The sequence below is a fragment of the Pseudomonas sp. P7548 genome (assembly GCF_013386585.1).
GTDB lineage: Bacteria > Pseudomonadota > Gammaproteobacteria > Pseudomonadales > Pseudomonadaceae > Aquipseudomonas.
Map to the genome: position 1 here is coordinate 1 of NZ_JACARO010000084.1, position 18,872 is coordinate 18,872.

The 18,872-nt window shown below is 59.7% G+C and carries 21 protein-coding genes and 2 pseudogenes; 14 read left to right on the top strand and 9 right to left on the bottom strand.

Annotated elements, in window-relative coordinates:
* The first annotated feature begins 34 nt into the window (after positions 1–34).
* The 3 genes and pseudogenes from HX803_RS26950 to HX803_RS33230 form a co-directional block, all read left to right on the top strand.
* A complete protein-coding gene (locus HX803_RS26950) occupies positions 35–469 on the top strand; it encodes a DoxX family protein (protein WP_178924956.1) in 435 nt (144 codons plus the stop codon).
* Between the two features lie 260 nt (positions 470–729).
* Positions 730–852: pseudogene (locus tag HX803_RS33225) on the top strand (class I SAM-dependent methyltransferase); the annotation flags it as partial.
* A 4-nt stretch (positions 853–856) separates the two neighbouring features.
* A pseudogene (locus tag HX803_RS33230) lies at positions 857–964 on the top strand (class I SAM-dependent methyltransferase); the annotation flags it as partial.
* A gap of 4 nt (positions 965–968) precedes the next feature.
* Here HX803_RS33230 and HX803_RS26960 read toward each other — a convergent pair.
* From HX803_RS26960 to HX803_RS26970, 3 genes are read right to left on the bottom strand one after another with little or no spacing between them, the layout of a single operon-like run.
* Entirely contained in the window at positions 969–2,636 is a 1,668-nt protein-coding gene (locus HX803_RS26960) for a Gldg family protein (RefSeq protein WP_178924958.1), read from the bottom strand.
* A gap of 15 nt (positions 2,637–2,651) precedes the next feature.
* Positions 2,652–3,377: an ABC transporter permease gene (locus HX803_RS26965; RefSeq protein ID WP_178924960.1), complete on the bottom strand. Its 726-nt coding sequence runs from the start codon at positions 3,375–3,377 to the stop codon at positions 2,652–2,654.
* A complete protein-coding gene (locus HX803_RS26970) occupies positions 3,374–4,300 on the bottom strand; it encodes an ABC transporter ATP-binding protein (protein ID WP_178924962.1) in 927 nt (308 codons plus the stop codon). The genes HX803_RS26965 and HX803_RS26970 overlap by 4 nt, the downstream gene beginning before the upstream one ends.
* A 270-nt stretch (positions 4,301–4,570) precedes the next feature.
* Between HX803_RS26970 and HX803_RS26975 the strand changes: the two genes are divergently transcribed.
* Positions 4,571–5,515, top strand: coding sequence for a hypothetical protein (locus HX803_RS26975; RefSeq protein ID WP_178924964.1), 945 nt, complete (start codon positions 4,571–4,573; stop codon positions 5,513–5,515).
* 131 nt (positions 5,516–5,646) lie between these two features.
* A complete protein-coding gene (greB, locus tag HX803_RS26980; RefSeq protein WP_178924966.1) occupies positions 5,647–6,120 on the top strand; it encodes a transcription elongation factor GreB in 474 nt (157 codons plus the stop codon).
* A gap of 45 nt (positions 6,121–6,165) precedes the next feature.
* Here greB and HX803_RS26985 read toward each other — a convergent pair whose 3' ends face one another.
* Together HX803_RS26985 and HX803_RS26990 are read right to left on the bottom strand one after the other, a co-directional pair.
* The gene (locus HX803_RS26985; protein WP_178924968.1) at positions 6,166–8,676 is read right to left on the bottom strand and encodes an ABC transporter permease; all 2,511 of its coding nucleotides are present in this window, start codon (positions 8,674–8,676) and stop codon (positions 6,166–6,168) included.
* Positions 8,676–9,359 (bottom strand): ABC transporter ATP-binding protein, encoded by a 684-nt coding sequence (locus HX803_RS26990; protein ID WP_178924970.1) that lies wholly within the window; start codon positions 9,357–9,359, stop codon positions 8,676–8,678. Before HX803_RS26990 ends, HX803_RS26985 begins: the two co-directional genes overlap by 1 nt.
* 10 nt (positions 9,360–9,369) lie before the next feature.
* Here HX803_RS26990 and HX803_RS26995 point away from each other — a divergent pair, with 10 nt between their 5' ends.
* The 3 genes from HX803_RS26995 to HX803_RS27005 all read left to right on the top strand — a co-directional run bounded on the left by HX803_RS26995 (position 9,370) and on the right by HX803_RS27005 (position 11,378).
* Positions 9,370–9,975, top strand: coding sequence for an arylesterase (locus tag HX803_RS26995; RefSeq protein ID WP_178924972.1), 606 nt, complete (start codon positions 9,370–9,372; stop codon positions 9,973–9,975).
* A gap of 58 nt (positions 9,976–10,033) precedes the next feature.
* Positions 10,034–10,327 carry a hypothetical protein gene (locus tag HX803_RS27000; RefSeq protein WP_016972348.1) on the top strand — a complete coding sequence of 98 codons (294 nt, stop codon included), beginning with the start codon at positions 10,034–10,036 and terminating at the stop codon, positions 10,325–10,327.
* 82 nt (positions 10,328–10,409) lie between these two features.
* On the top strand, positions 10,410–11,378 hold the full coding sequence (locus HX803_RS27005; protein ID WP_176998262.1) for a L,D-transpeptidase family protein: 969 nt from the start codon (positions 10,410–10,412) through the stop codon (positions 11,376–11,378).
* Positions 11,379–11,500: 122 nt separating this feature from the next.
* Here the strand turns inward: HX803_RS27005 and oprI are convergent, their stop codons facing one another.
* Entirely contained in the window at positions 11,501–11,752 is a 252-nt protein-coding gene (oprI, locus tag HX803_RS27010; RefSeq protein ID WP_003172710.1) for an outer membrane lipoprotei OprI, read from the bottom strand.
* 612 nt (positions 11,753–12,364) lie between these two features.
* On the opposite strand from oprI, the gene HX803_RS27015 reads away from it, so the two are divergent.
* Positions 12,365–12,646 (top strand): GNAT family N-acetyltransferase, encoded by a 282-nt coding sequence (locus HX803_RS27015; RefSeq protein ID WP_003189869.1) that lies wholly within the window; start codon positions 12,365–12,367, stop codon positions 12,644–12,646.
* A gap of 65 nt (positions 12,647–12,711) precedes the next feature.
* Here HX803_RS27015 and HX803_RS27020 read toward each other — a convergent pair whose 3' ends face one another.
* Positions 12,712–13,788, bottom strand: coding sequence for a 3-deoxy-7-phosphoheptulonate synthase (locus HX803_RS27020; protein ID WP_010211874.1), 1,077 nt, complete (start codon positions 13,786–13,788; stop codon positions 12,712–12,714).
* Between the two features lie 131 nt (positions 13,789–13,919).
* Entirely contained in the window at positions 13,920–14,354 is a 435-nt protein-coding gene (locus tag HX803_RS27025; RefSeq protein WP_178924974.1) for a PilZ domain-containing protein, read from the bottom strand.
* Here HX803_RS27025 and HX803_RS27030 point away from each other — a divergent pair.
* The 5 genes from HX803_RS27030 to cysB all read left to right on the top strand — a co-directional run bounded on the left by HX803_RS27030 (position 14,353) and on the right by cysB (position 18,282).
* Positions 14,353–14,739 carry a co-chaperone YbbN gene (locus tag HX803_RS27030; protein ID WP_178924976.1) on the top strand — a complete coding sequence of 129 codons (387 nt, stop codon included), beginning with the start codon at positions 14,353–14,355 and terminating at the stop codon, positions 14,737–14,739. The two genes, HX803_RS27025 and HX803_RS27030, sit on opposite strands and share 2 nt — an antisense overlap.
* Entirely contained in the window at positions 14,736–15,698 is a 963-nt protein-coding gene (locus HX803_RS27035; RefSeq protein WP_178924978.1) for a putative 2-dehydropantoate 2-reductase, read from the top strand. Before HX803_RS27030 ends, HX803_RS27035 begins: the two co-directional genes overlap by 4 nt.
* A 16-nt stretch (positions 15,699–15,714) precedes the next feature.
* Positions 15,715–16,632 (top strand): 5'-nucleotidase, encoded by a 918-nt coding sequence (locus tag HX803_RS27040; RefSeq protein ID WP_178924980.1) that lies wholly within the window; start codon positions 15,715–15,717, stop codon positions 16,630–16,632.
* Between the two features lie 70 nt (positions 16,633–16,702).
* A complete protein-coding gene (locus tag HX803_RS27045) occupies positions 16,703–17,203 on the top strand; it encodes a universal stress protein (RefSeq protein WP_178924982.1) in 501 nt (166 codons plus the stop codon).
* A 104-nt stretch (positions 17,204–17,307) separates the two neighbouring features.
* Complete coding sequence (gene cysB / locus HX803_RS27050; protein WP_003189876.1) at positions 17,308–18,282, top strand: HTH-type transcriptional regulator CysB; 975 nt, start codon at positions 17,308–17,310, stop codon at positions 18,280–18,282.
* A 107-nt stretch (positions 18,283–18,389) separates the two neighbouring features.
* On the opposite strand, the gene HX803_RS27055 is transcribed toward cysB, so the two are convergent.
* Positions 18,390–18,872, bottom strand: a complete 483-nt coding sequence (locus HX803_RS27055; protein WP_178924984.1) for a transcription elongation factor GreAB — start codon at positions 18,870–18,872, stop codon at positions 18,390–18,392.

Below are 18,872 nucleotides of genomic sequence, written 5' to 3' on the forward strand. Positions count from 1 at the left end.
CCAACCCAACCCTACTTTGAAAAGGATTATCCCCATGAGCCCACTGATCAAAAGCATCCTGTCCACTCGCGCTGGCTATGGTCTGACGATTCTGCGCATTTTTGTCGGCATCATCTTCGCCGCCCACGGTTCGCAAAAACTCTTCGGTTGGTTCGGTGGCTACGGCCTCGCAGGGACTGCGCAGTGGATGGAAAGCATCGGCCTGGCGCCCGGTACCCTGATGGCGGTGTTGTCCGGTGGTACGGAGTTCTTTGCTGGCCTGGCATTGATCATTGGTCTGCTGGCTCGCCCTGCGGCGTTGGGTCTGACCATCCTGTCGGTGGTGGCGATCTTCTCTGTGCATATTCACAACGGCCTGTTCATGGCCAACAACGGCTATGAATTCGCCCTGGCCTTGCTTGGCGGCTCGCTGGCGGTATTGCTGGAAGGGGCGGGCAAGTTGTCTGCGGACCGTGCCATCAGCCACTGACACCTGCAGAAAAACCTGAAAAAGCCCGCCATGAGCGGGCTTTTTCGTCTCTCGGGATTCTTGACACTGGCCCACCGGCTTCTCTAGGATGCTGCTCATGCGCCGATTTAAACAGCTAATTGCGGGGCGCCAGCGGGACTCAATGCAGTCCTGACAGAAGCATGCACTCACCCCGAGGCAGGTTTCGAAATACCGCTAAAGCGCTGGTTCGGTGTTGCCTCTCACCTGCCCGCAGACTTTTGAGGCAGAGACACGACACGATGAATGCACTACGCCCCCTGATACGCCTGGCCCCGATCACCGCGGACCTGACTCAACGCAATCCTAAAATCCTGCTGGGTGGCAAGCACCAGCCGACGCTGTTGCGTTACCTGGACGGCTGGCNNCAACAGCTTTGACCTGGCTGTGATCCAGGCCCCCAGCGCCTATGCGGCAGACGAAGTGATTGGACACTTGGTGCGCATCGCGCGCCAGGGGCTGATTGCCCGTCGCTGAGGGGTCAGTCAAAAGCCACGGGTGGCAAAGTGCGGCGACGGTTCTGGTACAGGAGCAGCGCCCAGGCAATCAGGCACAGCACCAGCGGCACGGCCGCGATCAGTACCAGCTTGATGATGAATTTCAGGCGCTGCAGTTCGGCGTAGGCCTCGACCTTCAAACCGTGCAATTCCATGGGCAAACGCAGCCGTTCTTTGTTGAGTGCTTGCAGTCGGGTGCTGATGTCAACCGACTGGGGAGTGAGCGTCACGGCTTGCGGGTGCAGCGTCTGCCACTCCCGTTCCGTTCGCTCAAGGCTTAGTTCCAGCTCACCCGCCTTTTCTCGGTAGTGTTGTTCAGCGGCCGCCCCCATGGCTTTCAACACGTGCAGTGTGTGGCCTGTCATTGATCGGGGGCGGATATCGGCAAGCGCTTCGGGAGCGGCCAGGTTGTCCAGTATATTGAGGGCAAACCTTATGTTGTCGTTGTTGCCTGGGTCATTCAGGGCGTCACTGAGCATGTCGGCGTCAGCCACGACGACGGCATGAATCTGCGAAGCTTTCTGCAATCCGGCAGGCAGTCCGCCGATACCGTCCGTGAATGCAGAGTAGGCCGGCCCCTCGATACGCGCGGCGATCACTGCGCGCTGGGCTTCGGGAGAGGCTTTATCGGCGGGCACGCTAATCCCAGCGATCACCCATCGGGATTGCGCTGAACCCTGGAGCAGCGGAGTGAAGCGGGTGCGGACTTTCTCGGCGCGCGCGAGTGCGCCAACGCTCGACATTGTCAGCGCGTTGACCCTTCCACTGCTGATGTCGTTGGCGTTTGTCGCTTCGCGAGGCAGCGCCAACAGGCCTTGGGGGATGGTATAGGTAGTGTCGACGAGTATCCCGTCCGTCTGCAGATGCACGCCCCAGCCAGCCAGCATTGAGCCGAACCTGGTCGGTGCGCCGCTTGACGGTTCGGTAAACACCACTATTTTGCCGCCGCCCAATACAAACTGATCGATCGCATACAGGGCCCGATCAGGCAGTTTTTCCGGATGGATGACCATCAACGTCTTGATGCCTTGAGGCATGCGCTCAAGGTGCGGCGCCAACTCCATGACATTGAAATGTCCCCTCAATTGCGTCAGCAGGCGCCCAGCGGATTTATTGATGGATACCCCTGAGAGCAGACCCACCGACCTGGGTTCGGGGTTTGACAGGTTTTGCAGCAAGTGGCCGATTTCATACTCGAGCAATGCTTCGCGATCACTGCTGAAGGCTTCGATACGTTGCGCGCTCTGGCCGGCGCGGGTGCCGATAAGCCCGAATAAACCGTACTGGTCGTCAAGGCCAAACAACCCTGCCTTGTAGGCATCTTCTGAAAAAGGAGCGGGGTGAATGATGTGCAGATTGATCCTGCCCGACGCCGCTTTTTCGTATTCCTTGAGCAGGTCCTCCACTCGCAGGCCAAAGCGTTTCTCAATGCTGTTTCGTTTGGGGTGCAGTTGATCGTTGAAAAAATACAAATCCACCGGACCCTCGAGCGTTGCTGCCAATTGGTGTGCGGCAGGCGACAACGTGTAAAGTTTTTGCTGTGAAAAGTCCCACCGAATATTCGGAATCTTACCTATCCACACTAAGTTGAACGCCAGAAACAGCAATAGGATGACGATCAGTGTGATACCTGAGCGAAGAGCGGAATGCATAGCGTGCTTTCCTTGTCAGCGGTTTTTAGCGTTAAGCGTGACAGTCGCCGCAAATAGAAAGGCCAAGATCATGCTGATGAAATACAAAGTGTCATGCAGGGTAAGTTTTCCATAGCCGACAGTGCCAAAGCGTAATAGGGAGTCCAGGGTAGCCAGGCTATCGATCAACCAGATGGGGGCCTGGTGTTCAAGTGCGTCCAGGATTGAAGAAAGCGCGCAGGCCACAAGTAACAGGCAGATCGTCAATATGAAGATAACGGTTCTACGATGGGTCAAGGTGCAGATGAAACAGCCTACCGACAGATAACTCCCGGCCAATAGCCAACTGACCATGTATTGCGAAAAAATAACGGTGTTGTCCGCAGTGCCCAGCAAGTTGACAGCTATTACGACAGGGAATGTCAGTGATAAGGCGATTGCGCTGATTACCCAGCCTGCCAGGAACTTTCCGATGACGTGCTCTGCCGGTGTAATGGGCAAGGCTTGCATCAACTCGAAAAAGCCACGGTTGCACTCATCGGCCCATAACTGCATCGACAGTGCGGGTATCAACCACAGGTAAAGCCAGGGGTGAAACCGGAAGAAGGCCTGTAAATCGTTGCTTTCCTGTTCCAGCCACTGGTTTGTCAGTAGGCCCAACGCAGCAGATAACGCCAGGAAAACCGCGACATGCAGGTAGGTGCCTGGCACGCAGGCATAACGGATGAGTTGATGCTTGAAAATGACGGATACCTGTTTCAAAGCGGGCTTCCTTGACTCAGGTGATTAACGACATCGCTCAGGCGCCCGGGCTCCAGGCTGACCGCTGTTATGTTCCATCCCCGGCTGGCGATAAGTGCATTGATGGGTGGATAGATGGCATGCCCAGGCATGGCGAGCACGGTGACCGTACCCGGCGCGAGTCGGTTTTCTTCGATACCCGCGACGCCGGGTAGAACCGCCAGGGCCAACAGGTCAAGCGGGGTGTCACAGGCCAGGGTGATGGCTTGGGAGTGGCGAGAGTTGCGTTGCAACTGGGCCAGCGGCGCGTCGGCAACCAGGTGCCCGTCTGCGAGTACCAGGGCGCGGGTGCAGAGATTGGCCAGTTCGTCGCCATGGCGAGAGGTGACAATGACTGCCATTTCTTCTGCCAGGGATCGGATAAGCGTCATCAGCTTGAGTTGTTGGGTCGGCGTCAGTCCTGCGGTTGGCTCGTCAAGCAGCAACACCCTGGGATCGTGGAGGATGGCCTGGGCAATGGCCACCTTGCGTTTCAAGCCGAACGAAAGCGTGTTGATGGGGTAATCGAATACCGGCCATAACGCCAGGCGTGACGCTGCCATGTCTACGCGTCTGCGATGTTCCGCGCCCCTGAACCCGTGCACAGAGGCGATGAAGTTTAGAAAACCGTTGACTGACAGGGTGCAATGACAGAGGCCTGTATCAAGTTGGTAGCCAATCTGTTTCTTGGCTTGAACGGGATGGGAGCCGATATTGAATCTTTCGATTTTTATATGACCGGTGGTGGGCTTCATGACCCCCGCCATCAAGTTCAGGAGTGTGGTTTTCCCCGCGCCACTACTGCCCAGCAGGCCTACACACTCTTGATGTTCAATGCAAAATGACAAGTCGCTGATTGCACGCTTCATACCCAGGGTTTTTGTCAGGTTGCTTATTTCTATCATTGTTCTACCAGGTGGGTGGGCTAGAGCATTTTAAGGGTGTAGGAAAAGTTGAAATATTGGTGATTTTCTCACGCGCAGTAGTGAGTGGTTTCGAATGAGAGTACGTTCAATTATTTGGCTTGAAAATGTACGTTGGCTTTTATAAGACAAGTCCTACGCTTGATTTGGATGTTCGCTGAAACAATTGAATTGCTCTGATGTTTATGGCGTGTCGATGATTTATCTGCTGTTTATGTAATGTCGCCCTTTTTACAGTGAGGCCTGTTTGTCATGATGCTTCTACGTACTCTTGTTCTTGAACGTGGTGGTCAAGATGCCCCCGTCAACGGTGCTTTGCTCTGTGGGTTTGCGGTTGCCCAGACCCAGTCCAACTATCTTGCCTATAGCCTCGACGAGGAGTTGGAACCGGGCAGTTCCAGGGTTTACATCGCCATGCTGCGCAAGAAACTCGAGCGGTATTTTTTAAGTGGGGTGGACTCCCGGGAAGACCTGCAAGTCGCCATGCAGGTGTTTAAACACATTCTCATGGTGGCTGCCGGATCAGGAGGCAAAGCGGGAGGTGTCGAGCCGCCCGTCCCGTATCACTTTATTGATTTGAAAGGCTGCAAACTGCCACCGGCGAGGCCTGAAGATCATCATTCGGTGATCATCAAGAAAGCCTTGGTAATGAAAGTGGTGACGTTGGGCATGTCCGCTCCTGTGCTGCCGGCGATCGAGAGTGCTTCATTGATCGTGCCGTCCATTCGCTTCTCTTCACAAATGACCGCGGCCACCAAGGATGCAAGCCCGCCGGAATCCGCGCCGCAGCAACCTCCTGCGTTACCCACTGAAGAAGCGCCGCAGCCCGCCGACGTCGCAACCGCGCCGTTTGTAGAGCCGAAAAATATCGCGCAGATGGATCAAGCCGTGTTGGTTGAAGTCGACAGCACGCTGAGCAGCCTTGCTCGAGTTGCCCAGGAACTGACACAGCAGAAGCTTGCGATTACCGAGCGCGAGTCGATGCTGGAGCAGTGGCAGGCACGATTGCAGCAGGAGCAATCGCAGGTTGAGAACGGCGCACGTGAGCAGGAGCAACGCGCAGCTGAATTGGATGCTCAAGCCTTGGCGATCAACCAGAAGGCTCAGGAACTGGCGCGAATGACGACACAGTTATCGCAACTGCAACTGAGCCTGCGAAGTGTGCTGGGTGAACTGGATCAGTCTCTGCAGGCTTGAGGCGGCTCGGAACTGTTCAGCGGCCTGGCTACTTTTCTCGGTTCATTTATCATCAACCCCAGCCCGCCGACGCCAGGGCAAGAAGCCCTGGCGGATCGGCACCGTTGGACTTTGCCTGGGGATGCACGCGTTTGAGTACCAAGCTGATTACCAAAGAAGGTCATGAAGCGCTGAAAAAAGAGCTGGATTACCTGTGGCGCGAAAAACGCCCGGACACCACCCGCAAGGTGACTTGGGCAGCCTCCCTGGGGGATCGCAGTGAAAACGCCGATTACCAGTACAACAAGAAGCTGCTGCGCGAGATTGATCGGCGTGTGCGCTACCTGCGCAAACGCCTGGAAGACATGCGGGTCGTGGAGTACATGCCCGAGCAGGAGGGCAAGGTGTTTTTCGGCGCCTGGGTCGATATCGAAAACGAGGCGGGTGACACCAAGCGCTTTCGCATCGTCGGGTATGACGAGATTTATGATCGGATGGATTACATCTCCATCGACTCGCCCATGGCCAGGGCCTTGCTGCGCAAGGAGGTGGACGATGAGGCCATTGTGCAGACCCCCGGCGGCGAGGTGTGCTGGTGGATCACCGGTATCGAGTATGTGAAGTAACCCTTGATGGCCCGCGCACTGACGAGTGCGCGGGCCATCATCGTTTCAACCTTCGCGCAGCACCGTCAGCGGGCTGGCATTCAACGCTCGGCGTGTGCCGAATACACCGGCCCCCCCGATCAGCACCGCTCCGATGACCGGCAACAGCAATAGCCACGGGTGAGGGTGCCAGGCCAGGTCAAAGGCGTAGCGGTACAACACCAGCGTCACCAGTTCAGTGCCCAGTGCGGCCAGCAGGCCGCTGACCGCACCCAGCAAACCGAACTCGATGCGCCGCGCCTTGATCAGCAGCTTGCGTTCGGCGCCCAGTGCCCGTAGCAGCGCACCCTGGCGGATCCGCTCGTCCAGGGTGGCCTGCAAGCCGGAGAACAGCACGGCCATCCCGGCGGCCAACACAAACAGCAGCACATACTCCACCGCCAGGGTCACCTGGGCGAGGATGCTGCGCAGTTGTTCCAGCAGTGCCTCGACCTGCAGGATGGTTACCGCCGGGAAGGCCCTGGAGAGGTCGACGATCTGTTGGTCATGGCCTGGCGCCAGGTAGAAGCTGGTGAGGTAAGTGGCCGGCAGGTCCTTCAAGGTGCCCGGCTGGAAAATCATGAAGAAGTTGGGCTGGAAGTTGTCCCAGTTGATGGTACGCAGGCTGGTCACCCGCGCTTCGCGGTTTTCCCCGCCCACGGTGAAGACCAGGTGGTCGTCGAGCTTGAGCTTGAGGCTCTCGGCGACCTTGGCCTCCACCGACACACCAGGTATTTCATCGCCCGGCTGCTGCGACCACCAGGAACCGGCTGTCACGACGTTGCCCGGTGGCAGGTCGGCGGCCCAGGTCAGGCTCAAATCGCGTTGCACCGCACGATCGCCGCTGGAGTCCTTGCTGACGATCTGCTGTACCGGCTCGCCATTGATGCTGATCAGCCGGCCCGGCACCACTGGATACAGTGGCGCCGATTGCGCTTGCACCTCCAGCAGGCGGGCGCCAAAGGCGTCCTTGTCGGCCGGCAGGATGTTCAGGGCGAAATAGTTGGGCGCGTCCTTGGGCAACTGGTTCTGCCAAGTGTCGAGCAGTTCGCCGCGCAATAAGGCAATCAACCCCATGGACAGCAGGATCAGGCCAAACGCCAAGGATTGGCCTGCCGCTGCCAGTGGGTGGCGCAGCAATTGGCCAAGCCCCAGGCGCCACGGCAAGGAGGCGCGCGCCAGCAGCCGTCGCAGGCTTTGCAACAGCAGCAGGAGCAAGCCGCCGAGAATCAGCGCGGCGATGACACCACCGCCCAGTAGGGCGAAGGTCAACACCAGGTCGAGGCTCAGGCGCCACATGATCAGGCCCAGGGCGAACAATGCCGCACCGTAGACCATCCAGGTGCTGGACGGGATTGGCAGCAGGTCGCGGCGCAACACCCGCAACGGTGGCACGCGGCCCAGCGCGGCCAGTGGCGGCAGCGCGAAGCCGGCGAGGGCGACCAGCCCGGTGCCGATGCCCGCGACGGCGGGCAGCAGCCCACCCGGTGGCACATCGGCTGGCAGCAGATCGTGCAGGAAATAGAACAGGCCAAATTGTGCCAGCCAGCCCAGCAGTGCGCCGGCGAGGCTTGCCAGCAGGCCCAGCACGGCCAGTTGCACGCTGAACAACAGCATGGCTTCGCGTCGTGACAGCCCGAGGCAGCGCAGCAAGGCACTGGCATCGAAGCGTCGGCTGGCGAAGCGGTTGGCGGACAATGCCACGGCCACCCCAGCCAGCAGCACTGCGACCAGGCTGGCCATGTTCAGGTAGCGTTCGGCCTTGCCCAGGGCGCCGCCGATCTGTTGGTTGCCGTCGCGTGAATCCTGCAGGCGCTGGTTGGCGGCAAGCCCTGGCTTGACCAGGTCGCGGTAGGTTTGCAGTGCTGTACTGCCCTGAGGTGCGCGCCACAGTTCGCGGTAGCTCACGCGGCTACCCGGTTGGACCACGCCGGTGGCGTCCAGGTCCGACAGGTTGATCATCACCCGTGGCGTGAGACTGTAGAAGTTGCCGGCTCGGTCGGGTTCGTAGGTGAGGATACGGGCCAGGCGCAGGGTCTTCATGCCGACATCGATGCTGTCGCCGACCTTCAGGTTCAGCGCCGTCAGCAGTCGTGCTTCCACCCAGGCTTCGCCGGGCTTTGGGCCGCCGCCAGGCGTTTCGGCCCCATAGGGTTCGGCGGCGCTTTTCAGTTCTCCACGCAGCGGGTACTGCTCGTTGACGGCCTTGATGCTCGACAGCTGAATGCCGCTGTCGGCAGCGATCACACTGGAGAACTCGACGATGCGTGCGTGATCCAGGCCCAGCTCGGTCCCGGATTTGATTTGCTCGGGGCGAGCGGGCGAGCTGCCTTCCAGCACCAGGTCGGCCCCCAGGAACTCGGTGGCGCGCAACAGCATGGCGCCGTTGAGGCGCGCCCCGAAGTAACCGATGGCAGTGCTGGCGGCCACAGCCACCAGCAAGGCGAAAAACAGCACGCGCAATTCACCGGCGCGGGCGTCGCGCAGCAATTGGCGCATGGCAAGGCTGAACAGGCGCAACAGCGGCAAACGTGCCATCAAGGCTCCAGGGGCGTGACCATCAGGCCGGCTTCAAGGCGGATCAGGCGTCGGCAACGGTGGGCCAGGCGCTCGTCGTGGGTGACCAGCACCAGGGTCGTGCCGCTCTCTTTATTGAGTTCGAACAGCAGGTCGCTGATGCGCTCGCCGGTGTGGCTGTCGAGGTTGCCGGTGGGTTCATCGGCAAACAGCACGTCCGGTTCGGCAGCAAACGCCCGCGCAATCGCCACCCGTTGTTGCTCTCCACCGGAAAGCTGGCGCGGCGAGTGGGTCAGGCGTTGCCCCAGGCCCACGCGCTCAAGCAGGTGCCGGGCGCGCTCGCGGGCGTCCGGGCGGCCGTCCAGCTCCAGCGGCAGCATGACGTTTTCCAGGGCGTTGAGGCTGTCGAGTAACTGGAAGGATTGAAAGACGAAGCCGACGTGCTCGGCACGGATGCGCGCGCGCTGGTCCTCATCGAGGGTACTCAAGGCCTGGCCGGCGAGGGTGACTTCGCCGCTGCTGGGCAGGTCGAGGCCGGCCAGCAGGCCGAGGAGGGTGGATTTGCCGGAACCGGAACTGCCGACGATGGCCAGGCTGTCGCCCTTGTTCAGTTCCAGGCTCAGTTCGTGCAGGATAGTCAGTTCACCTTCCGCGCTGGGAACCACTTTGCTAAGGTTCCGCGCGGTGAGAATGCTTGCGCCCATGGAGAATCCGATGCGAATGTGGTTTTTGAGTGCTGGCCTGGCCTTGATGTGCATGGCCCAGAACGCAGCGGCGGGTACAGTCCTGATCGTTGGCGATAGTATCAGTGCCGGTTTCGGCCTGGATACCAGCAAAGGGTGGGTTGCACTGCTGGAGCAACGGCTCAAACAGGAAGGTTTCGACGATAAAGTGGTCAATGCTTCCATCAGCGGTGACACCAGTGCCGGAGGCCTGGCGCGGCTGCCGGCGGCACTTGCAGAGCATAAACCCGAAGTCGTGATCATCGAGCTGGGCGGCAACGATGGCCTGCGTGGCCAGCCACCGGCGCAATTGCAACAAAATCTTGCTTCGATGATTGATCGCTCCAAAGCCATCGGCGCCAAGGTGTTGTTGCTGGGGATGCAGTTGCCACCCAATTACGGCCCGCGCTACACCCACGCGTTTGCCGAAGTCTATGGCACCCTGGCAACGGAGAAAGACGTGCCGCTGGTGCCGTTTTTCCTGGACGGCATCGGTGGCCATCCGGAGTTGATGCAGGCCGATGGGCTGCACCCCGCCGTCGGTGCCCAGGGCAAGTTGCTGGAAAATGTATGGCCGTCGCTAAAACCGCTGCTATGACGCTTTTCTACCGGCAGGCTTTCGGCTAAGGTGGCGCCCCCCCGATCTGGAGCCCCCGATGTCGCGTCCTGCCTGGTCCCTGTTCAACTACCAACTGATCGAGCCTGACGAGCAGTTGGATCTGTTCGCCTGCCAGGAAGTCCGGGTGCATCTGGTCGCGCGTCAACTGGAGCTGGGTGGCTCGATTGACCGCACGCTCTGCGGGACGTTGCTGCCGGCCCAGCCGCGCTGGTCATCGGTGGATCGCTCGATCTTCCAGGACCAGCGCCTGTGCCCCCTGTGCCGGGCGATTCTCGAGTCTCAGAAGCGCGGCACGCCGCCGATCTGGCCGGAGCTGCGCTTCGAGCTGTAACGCCGCCTGCGGGGTGCTTGAAGCTCGCTTCGCGTATACAATCAACTTTTCCCTACCCGTCGTTCTGCGAAGGATTTTCCGGATGTTGTCGCGCCTTTCCGTCGTTACCTGCTGCCTGTCTCTTGCTGCCCTTTGCGCCGCAGGTTCGGCAGCAGCCTTGCAGTTGCCTTTGCCGCCGCCAGGTGAAGATATCGTCGGTCAGGTCCAGGTGATCAAGGCCAAGTACGAAGATACCTTTGCCGACCTTGGCACCACCTATGACCTGGGTTATTCGGAGATGGTCGCGGCCAACCCGGGCGTGGATGCCTGGTTGCCCGGCGCGGGCACCGAGATCGTGCTGCCGACCCGCTTCATCCTGCCGCCCGGCCCGCGCGAGGGCATCGTGATCAACCTGGCGGAGTACCGGCTCTACTACTTCCCCAAAGGGCAGAACGTGGTCTACACCTTCCCGTTGGGCATTGGCCGTGAGGGTTGGGGTTCGCCGATCGCCCACACCAGCATCATCGCGAAGACACCGAATCCGACCTGGACGCCACCGGCTTCGATCAAGGCCGAGCACGCCGCCAATGGCGATCCGCTGCCCAACGTGGTGCCTGCCGGTCCGGACAACCCGCTGGGCCCGTTCAAGTTCACCCTGGGCACGCCGGGCTACCTGATCCACGGCTCCAACATGAAATTTGGTATCGGCACGCGTACAAGCCACGGCTGCTTCCGCATGTTCAACAACAATGTGCTGGAAATGGCAGGCATGGTGCCGGTCGGTACATCGGTGCGCATCATCAACGATGCGTACAAGTTCGGCAGCAGTGGTGGCAAGGTGTATCTGGAAGCGCATACGCCGCTGAATGATGATGGCACGCCGTCGGTGGTCGACAAGCACACGGCCGTCATCAACGCGCTGCTCAAGCGTGAAGACCTGGCCAATAACCTGCGGGTCAACTGGGACCAGGTGCGTGATGTGGTCGCGGCGGAAGACGGGTTGCCCACGGAAATCGGTGTGCCGGGCGCAGCTTCGGTCGCCGCCAGCGCACCGATCGACCTGCAGCAGTAACGCTGTTCGATCAACAGCCCGCTACGGCGGGCTTTTTATTACCCGCGATCCAGGTACAAACGCGAGGCAATAAAAAAGCCGACCCATAAATGGATCGGCTTGATAACAACCCCGAGGGATTATTACTTGCGGCTAGCTTTTTCAAGCATGCGCAGAGCGCGCTCGTTAGCTTCGTCAGCAGTCTGTTGTGCTTTTTGAGCAGCAGCCAGAGCTTCATCAGCTTTACGGTAGGCTTCGTCTGCACGAGCCTGGGAGCGAGCTGCTGCGTCTTCAGTTGCAGTCAGACGAGCTTCGGTTTCTTTGGAGACGCTGCTGCAACCGGTAGCCAGAACTGCGGCCAGAGCCAGAGCAGAGAATTTCAGAACGTTGTTCATCGTGTTCCCCTTCAAGGACTTTCTATTAAGTGGCTACTTTCTCAGAGTGAGCTGATAGCCGGCGTACATACTACTCATTACTTGTAGTAAGTAAACTGACGTAGCGCAAGAAGCAAAAAAAATTCTTGCGCCGAATCTATTTTGGCTAATCTTTTGGAGGTTTGTATAAAAACCGTCCAATTTTTTTCATCTTGCCGGGAACTGGATCCAGCCTGAGAGGTCCGGCCGGCATGTGTTAAGCACGGTAGGTAGGTGAAGATTTATATATCGACGCTGACACTTAGGGTTGGCCTGGCTTTACCTTGCCTGGCATCTTTTGCGCATGTAGAGGTGACTTTAAGAGCGGCAGTTCGTCTCAAGCTTCAACTGCCGGCAATGTTCAGGCTATCGGTCATCGATTGATCGGAGCCCTTTGTGTAACCTCCAGCGGCAGGGGATGACAAGCGCGCCTTGAGCTATTGCTGTAATGGTGCCTACTATTCCCTACGTGCTGGTTGTGAGCGCTATAGGTTTTCTCGTTGTCGAAACCGGCACGGGGTGGCGTAGATGTTCCTTCGCCGGAAAAACATCGGTAAGGTAGGGGTCGAAATACAAGACCCGCGAGGAGTAGTGATGAGCGAGGCGTTGTCCATCCACCATGACCAGGCTGGTCATCAGTTCGAGACCAATGTGGACGGTCATCGTGCCTATCTGACCTATATGGACCTCGGTAAACAGACCCTGGATATCTATCGGACCTTCGTGCCCAACGCACTGCGAGGCCGTGGCATTGCAGCGGCATTGACCGAGGAAGCCCTGAAGTTCGCCGAAGAGGCCGGCTACACGGTGATTCCTTCGTGCTCTTATGTCGAACGCTACATGGAGCGCCATCAGCGCCATGCTGCCAAGCTGTAAGGCTTGAGACAGCACCCTGAAAAACGCCGGGCATTGCCCGGCGTTTTTGTGTGCGCAGCGTGTACTCAGGTGCGTTTGCGCTTGGGCAGAACGTCCTTGAGCTTGGCGTGCATGCTGCGCAGGGTGTTTTCGGTGGCAGACCAGTCGATGCAGGCGTCGGTGATCGAGACACCGTACTGCAAGTCGGCCAGGTCTTTTGGAATCGCCTGGCAACCCCAGTTCAGGTGGCTCTCGACCATCAGGCCGATAATCGACTGGTTGCCTTCCAGGATCTGGTTGGCGACGTTTTCCATCACCAGCGGTTGCAGGGCCGGGTCCTTGTTGGAGTTGGCATGGCTGCAGTCGACCATGATGTTCGGCTTGATCTTGGCCTTGTTCAACGCCTGCTCGCACAGCGCAACGCTGACCGAGTCATAGTTGGGCTTGCCGTTGCCGCCGCGCAGTACTACGTGGCCGTAGGCGTTACCTTTGGTCGTGACGATGGACACGCCACCTTCCTGGTTGATCCCCAGGAAACGGTGCGGGCTGGAGACCGACTGCAGTGCGTTGATCGCCACGGTCAGGCCGCCGTCGGTGCCGTTCTTGAAGCCCACGGCCGAGGACAGGCCGGACGCCATTTCACGGTGGGTCTGGGATTCGGTGGTACGGGCGCCAATGGCCGACCAGCTGATCAGGTCCTGCAGGTACTGCGGGGAGATCGGGTCGAGTGCTTCGGTGGCGGTGGGCAGGCCCATCTCAGCCAGGTCCAGCAACAGTTGGCGACCGATGTGCAAGCCATCCTGGATCTTGAACGAGTCGTCCAGGTACGGGTCGTTGATCAAGCCTTTCCAGCCGACGGTGGTGCGCGGCTTTTCGAAATAGACGCGCATCACCAGGTACAAGGTGTCGGACACTTCTGCCGCCAGCACCTTGAGGCGCTCGGCGTATTCGTGGGCGGCCTTGAGGTCGTGGATCGAGCAAGGCCCGATGACGACGAACAGGCGGTGGTCGGTGCCGTCGAGAATGTCACGGATGACTTCGCGGCCCTTGGTGACGGTCTGCAGGGCAGCGTCGCTCAGGGGGATTTCGCGCTTGAGCTGATCGGGCGTGATCAGGGTCTCGTTGGATTCGACGTTTAGGTCATTGATCGGTAAATCAGCCATCGTGTTACTCGTCAGGGTCACGGGTGCCGGCCGCCAGCCATCCCCGTGCGGCGGAGCACAGCATGATTTGAATGCAGGGGGAAGGAACCTTAGCGCGTAACACGGGCCCGCGACAATGGGCAAAGCCCGCTTTAATCCAGCGCTGGCGCCACAAAGGCTTCGTGGGAGAACTCGCCGGCATGGCGCGAGACCCACTCCCGAGCCAGGGCTTCGAGTTGCTCGGGGGTGGGATCGGCGTCTTCATGCTGGCGGCAATAGCGCTCCATCCGGCATGCTTGCTCACCCATCCGCGCGCCGAACAGCGCATGCTCATCGGTAAACGACACGCCGACGCGGTAGCCGTTTTCTACCTTGCGGCACCACGCCACATAGCCTGGATAGCGCGCGCTGGCGCCCAATGAGGGGATGTGCAGATCAACCGCCGTGCCTTCGCGCCAAGCACGTGGCCAGTGACAGGCGATACCGCCCAGGCCGATAGTGTGCAGGCGTTGGCGGGGGAGGGCAGGTGAGGGACGTTGGATTAACTCGACAGCGACATCATCAGGGTGAGGTAAAAAACGACCCATGTACACGGACTCCGAGCACCGTCCAATTGACGGCGGTGGCAGCAGTATAGTGAAGGAACTGGAATTGACCGACCTGGATATTGACCAGCAATTGCTGGGATTGCCAGGTATTTCGCTCGTGGTGTTCACCAGTGCGGGGTGTTCCAGTTGCCGTTGGGCGCGCCGGCAATTGCCAGGCTGGCATTTGCCGGTGGATCGCGTGTGCTGGGTGGACGCCGGGCACAACGGCGGTGCAGTCGAACGCTACCAGATCTTTCATTTGCCCGCGTTGTTCCTCGTGTGCGAGGGTCAGTTCCTGGGGCAATTACAGACATGCCTTACGCCGTCCGACCTTACCGCCGCCCTGAACCAGGCACTCACCCGTACACCAGAGGATTTGCCATGACTGCAGTTGCACCCAAGTCACCCCGCATTGGCATCATCGGCACCGGCGCCATCGGTGGGTTCTATGGCTTGATGCTGGCGCGTGCCGGGTTCGACGTGCATTTTCTGTTGCGCAGCGAATATGCGGCGGTCAGCGAACACGGTTTGCATCTCAACAGCACCGTGCACGGGGCTCTGCATTTGCACCCGGTGCAAGCCTATGCCCACGCCGCCGACATGCCGCCATGCGACTGGCTGCTGGTAGGCACCAAGTCCACCGGCAATGTGGACCTGGCGCCGACCATCGCCCAGGTCGCGGCACCGGATGCCAAGGTGGTGCTGTTGCAAAATGGCCTGGATGTAGAAGACAGCCTGCGTGAGCACCTGCCGGCCTCGCTGCATCTACTGGGCGGCCTGTGCTACATCGGCGTGCACCGCTCCGGCCCTGGCGTCGTCGAGCATCAAGCGTCGGGCCGGGTCAATCTCGGCTATCACAGCGGCACGGCAGCCAATGATGAGTTCCGGCAGAAAGCCATTGTCGAAGAGGGCGCTGCGCTGTTTCACACGGCAGGCATCGAGTCCCAGGCCATGGCCAACGTGCACCAGGCACGTTGGCACAAGCTGGTGTGGAACGTGCCTTATAACGGTCTCTCTGTGTTACTGGGCACGGGCACGACCGCGATGATGGCGGATGAGTCCAGCCGCGAACTGATCCAGGCGCTGATGGCTGAAGTGGTACAAGGTGCCCACGCCTGTGGCCATGAAATACCTGCGAGCTACGCTGAGCAGATGTTCGCCATGACCGAGACCATGGATGACTACCTGCCGAGCATGTACCACGACCACGTGCACAAGCGCCCGCTGGAATTGGCCGCCATTTACGCGCGACCGCTGGCCGCCGCCAAGGCCGCCGGTTGCGAATTGCCGCGCATGCAGGCGCTTTACCAGGCCTTGAGTTTTATTGATCGGCACAACCGCTGAGTCGGAGGGATGCGCCATGGCGAAAGGATTGGGCGACAAGTTGGTGCTGGCGATTTCGTCACGGGCGTTGTTCGACCTTAGTGACAGCCACAAGGTCTACCTCGCGCAAGGCGTCGAGGCTTACCGCAAGTACCAGATCGATCACGAGGAGGAAACCCTCGAACCCGGTGACGCCTTCCCGCTGGTCAAGAAACTGCTCAGCCTCAATGCCAGCCTCGGCCGTGCCCGAGTCGAGGTGGTACTGGTGTCGCGCAACAGCGCCGACACCGGCCTGCGCGTGTTCAATTCGATCCAGCATTACGGCCTGGATATTTCCCGGGCGGCGTTCGTCGGCGGCCGCAGCCCCTATCCTTATCTCGCCGCCTTTGGTTGCCACCTGTTTCTTTCCACCCACGCTGAAGACGTACGCAGTGCACTGGATGCCGGTTTTGCCGCGGCGACGATTCTGTCGGGCGGTGCACGCCGGGCCTCGAGCGAGGAACTGCGCATTGCGTTCGATGGCGATGCGGTGTTGTTTTCCGATGAGTCCGAGCGTGTCTATCAAGAGGGTGGGTTGGCCGCATTCCAGGCCAGCGAGCGGGAGTCGGCGCGCCAGCCTTTGCACGGCGGTCCGTTCAAAGGGTTCCTGGCAGCGCTCAACCTGTTGCAGCGTGAGTTCCCCGACGAGGCCTGCCCGATCCGTACCGCGCTGGTGACGGCGCGCTCGGCGCCGTCCCATGAACGGGTGATTCGCACCTTGCGCGAATGGGATATTCGCCTGGACGAATCCTTGTTCCTGGGCGGGCTGGAAAAATCTGCATTTCTGGAGGCGTTTGCCGCCGATGTGTTTTTCGATGACCAGGCCGGTCATTGTGAGAAAGCCAGGGAGGTGGTTGCCACCGGGCATGTGCCCCACGGCATCAGCAACGAGCTCAAGCTCCAGTCGCCAAGCTAAGTCAGTCGAACTCGGCGAGGCGCTGCTAAGCTCATTTCATCTCCGCCATCCTGGCCTTCCAGGGGGTTCTATGATCCGTTCGATGCTGTACGCCACAGACCTGGGTCTGTATGCGCCTTATGTCATGCAACATGCCCTGGCGCTGGCGCGAACGTTCAAGGCGGATTTGTACGTGATTCATGTGGTGGAGCCGATCGGACTGTTCGCCGAATCGGTGTTGCAGAGCTACCTTGATGAGAAGGCCTTGAGTGAATGGCAGACCCAAGGGCTGACCACGGTCATGGCGACAATCGAACAGCGGGTGCTGGACAGTTTTCGCGAGGAGTTGGGGGAGGGGGAGCAAGACTTGAAGCTGATCCGTTCGGTACGGGTGATCCAGGGGGATCCGTGCGAGGTGATTCTCGACCAACTGCGCAAACTTTCGGTCGACTTGCTGATCGTAGGTAGTCATAGCCATGCGACCGCTGCCGCTACACCGTTGGGGCGCACCGCCGCCCGGGTGTTGCAGTTGTCTACGGTGCCGGTGTACCTGGTGCCTTCGTTGCAGCGTCGGCGCAGCGACGATACATGAATGGTAATAAACGATAAAAAGTTCTAGATTTATCCATCTAACCTTTAATATAGTTATATACCGTCGCTGATACCCGTGGCGTCTATCTGCTTTGAGGGATACATATGAAGCTTCAACAACTGCGCTACATCTGGGAAGTGGCGCACCACGACCTCAACGTTTCCGCTACCGCTCAAAGCCTCTACACCTCGCAACCCGGTATCAGCAAGCAGATCCGCCTGCTCGAAGACGAGCTGGGTGTCGAAGTGTTCGCGCGCAGCGGCAAGCACCTGACCCGTGTCACCCCGGCCGGTGAACGCATCATCACCACCGCTGGCGAGATCCTGCGCAAAGTCGAAAGCATCAAGCAGATCGCCCAGGAATTCTCCAACGAGAAGAAAGGCACCCTGTCCATCGCCACTACCCATACCCAGGCACGTTATGCGTTGCCGCCGGTGATCCGTGATTTCATCAAGCAGTACCCGGATGTGGCGCTGCACATGCACCAGGGTTCGCCGATGCAGATCGCCGAGATGGCCGCCGACGGCACCGTGGATTTCGCCATCGCCACTGAAGCCCTGGAGCTGTTTGGCGACCTGGTGATGATGCCGTGCTACCGCTGGAACCGTTGTGTTGTCGTGCCGCAAGGTCACCCATTGGCCAAGCTGCCGAAGCTGACCCTGGAAGCCTTGGCTGAATACCCGATCGTGACCTACGTGTTCGGTTTCACCGGCCGCTCCAAGCTCGACGAAGCCTTCAGCCATCGCGGCCTGACGCCCAAGGTGGTGTTCACGGCTGCCGACGCCGACGTGATCAAGACCTATGTGCGCCTGGGCCTGGGCGTGGGCATCGTCGCCAAGATGGCGGTCGACACCAACCTCGACAAAGACCTGGTGGTGCTCGATGCCAGTGAACTGTTCGAATCCAGCGTGACCAAGATCGGTTTCCGCCGTGGCACTTTCTTGCGTGGCTTCATGTGCGATTTCATCGAGAAATTCGCGCCGCACCTGACCCGTGAAGTCATGGCCAAGGCGATCCAGTGCCACAACAAGCAGGAACTGGAAGAACTGTTCGATGGCGTGGAACTGCCCGTCCACTGATAACACCTTGTAGGAGCCGGCTTGCCGGCGATGACGATGGCATGGCGGGCAAATAAATCGCCGGTCACACCGCCATCGCCGGCAAGCCGGCTCCTACAGGGGGATCATTATTTGGCCTCGGTAATCGCAAAGAACTGCCGGGCGCCCGCCACCAGAATCTCGACCTCATCCCCTTCGAACTTGCCCAGCAGGCCTTTGCCCAGGGGCGAGCGCGGGGTGATGACGGTCACCGGTTGCCCCACTACGTCCACTTTCAAACCCGCAGCATCGGGGGCCAGGAACAGCCACTGCTGGCGACCGTTCTCGTCCTCGAGGCCCAGCAGTGCGCCGATTTCGATTCCCCGCTGATCATCGTACGCGCGCAGTTGCAGGTTCTGGCACAGCGTCAGTGCCTGCTTGATCTCTTCGACGCGCCTGGCCTGTCCGGCTGCGAGATAGGAGGCTTCCAATCCCAGCGTGTCGTACTTGTTTTCCGCGATGTTCTCTTCGTGGGTCGCGGTTTCGTAGGCGGTCTGCGCGGCGCGTTGGGCGATATCGAGATCGATGCTGAGCTTTTCCAGGATCAACTGGAGGACGGCGTGTTTATTCAT

What these genes read in the sequence shown, in the direction of transcription:
- HX803_RS26950 (WP_178924956.1), top strand. Translation starts at nt 35, where the DNA reads ATGAGCCCACTGATCAAAAGCATCCTGTCCACTCGCGCTGGCTATGGT.
- HX803_RS26960 (WP_178924958.1), bottom strand. Translation starts at nt 2,636, where the DNA reads ATGCATTCCGCTCTTCGCTCAGGTATCACACTGATCGTCATCCTATTG.
- HX803_RS26970 (WP_178924962.1), bottom strand. Translation starts at nt 4,300, where the DNA reads ATGATAGAAATAAGCAACCTGACAAAAACCCTGGGTATGAAGCGTGCA.
- HX803_RS26975 (WP_178924964.1), top strand. Translation starts at nt 4,571, where the DNA reads ATGATGCTTCTACGTACTCTTGTTCTTGAACGTGGTGGTCAAGATGCC.
- HX803_RS26985 (WP_178924968.1), bottom strand. Translation starts at nt 8,676, where the DNA reads ATGGCACGTTTGCCGCTGTTGCGCCTGTTCAGCCTTGCCATGCGCCAA.
- HX803_RS26990 (WP_178924970.1), bottom strand. Translation starts at nt 9,359, where the DNA reads ATGGGCGCAAGCATTCTCACCGCGCGGAACCTTAGCAAAGTGGTTCCC.
- HX803_RS26995 (WP_178924972.1), top strand. Translation starts at nt 9,370, where the DNA reads ATGCGAATGTGGTTTTTGAGTGCTGGCCTGGCCTTGATGTGCATGGCC.
- HX803_RS27000 (WP_016972348.1), top strand. Translation starts at nt 10,034, where the DNA reads ATGTCGCGTCCTGCCTGGTCCCTGTTCAACTACCAACTGATCGAGCCT.
- HX803_RS27005 (WP_176998262.1), top strand. Translation starts at nt 10,410, where the DNA reads ATGTTGTCGCGCCTTTCCGTCGTTACCTGCTGCCTGTCTCTTGCTGCC.
- oprI (WP_003172710.1), bottom strand. Translation starts at nt 11,752, where the DNA reads ATGAACAACGTTCTGAAATTCTCTGCTCTGGCTCTGGCCGCAGTTCTG.
- HX803_RS27015 (WP_003189869.1), top strand. Translation starts at nt 12,365, where the DNA reads ATGAGCGAGGCGTTGTCCATCCACCATGACCAGGCTGGTCATCAGTTC.
- HX803_RS27020 (WP_010211874.1), bottom strand. Translation starts at nt 13,788, where the DNA reads ATGGCTGATTTACCGATCAATGACCTAAACGTCGAATCCAACGAGACC.
- HX803_RS27030 (WP_178924976.1), top strand. Translation starts at nt 14,353, where the DNA reads ATGTACACGGACTCCGAGCACCGTCCAATTGACGGCGGTGGCAGCAGT.
- HX803_RS27025 (WP_178924974.1), bottom strand. Translation starts at nt 14,354, where the DNA reads ATGGGTCGTTTTTTACCTCACCCTGATGATGTCGCTGTCGAGTTAATC.
- HX803_RS27035 (WP_178924978.1), top strand. Translation starts at nt 14,736, where the DNA reads ATGACTGCAGTTGCACCCAAGTCACCCCGCATTGGCATCATCGGCACC.
- HX803_RS27040 (WP_178924980.1), top strand. Translation starts at nt 15,715, where the DNA reads ATGGCGAAAGGATTGGGCGACAAGTTGGTGCTGGCGATTTCGTCACGG.
- HX803_RS27045 (WP_178924982.1), top strand. Translation starts at nt 16,703, where the DNA reads ATGATCCGTTCGATGCTGTACGCCACAGACCTGGGTCTGTATGCGCCT.
- cysB (WP_003189876.1), top strand. Translation starts at nt 17,308, where the DNA reads ATGAAGCTTCAACAACTGCGCTACATCTGGGAAGTGGCGCACCACGAC.
- HX803_RS27055 (WP_178924984.1), bottom strand. Translation starts at nt 18,872, where the DNA reads ATGAATAAACACGCCGTCCTCCAGTTGATCCTGGAAAAGCTCAGCATC.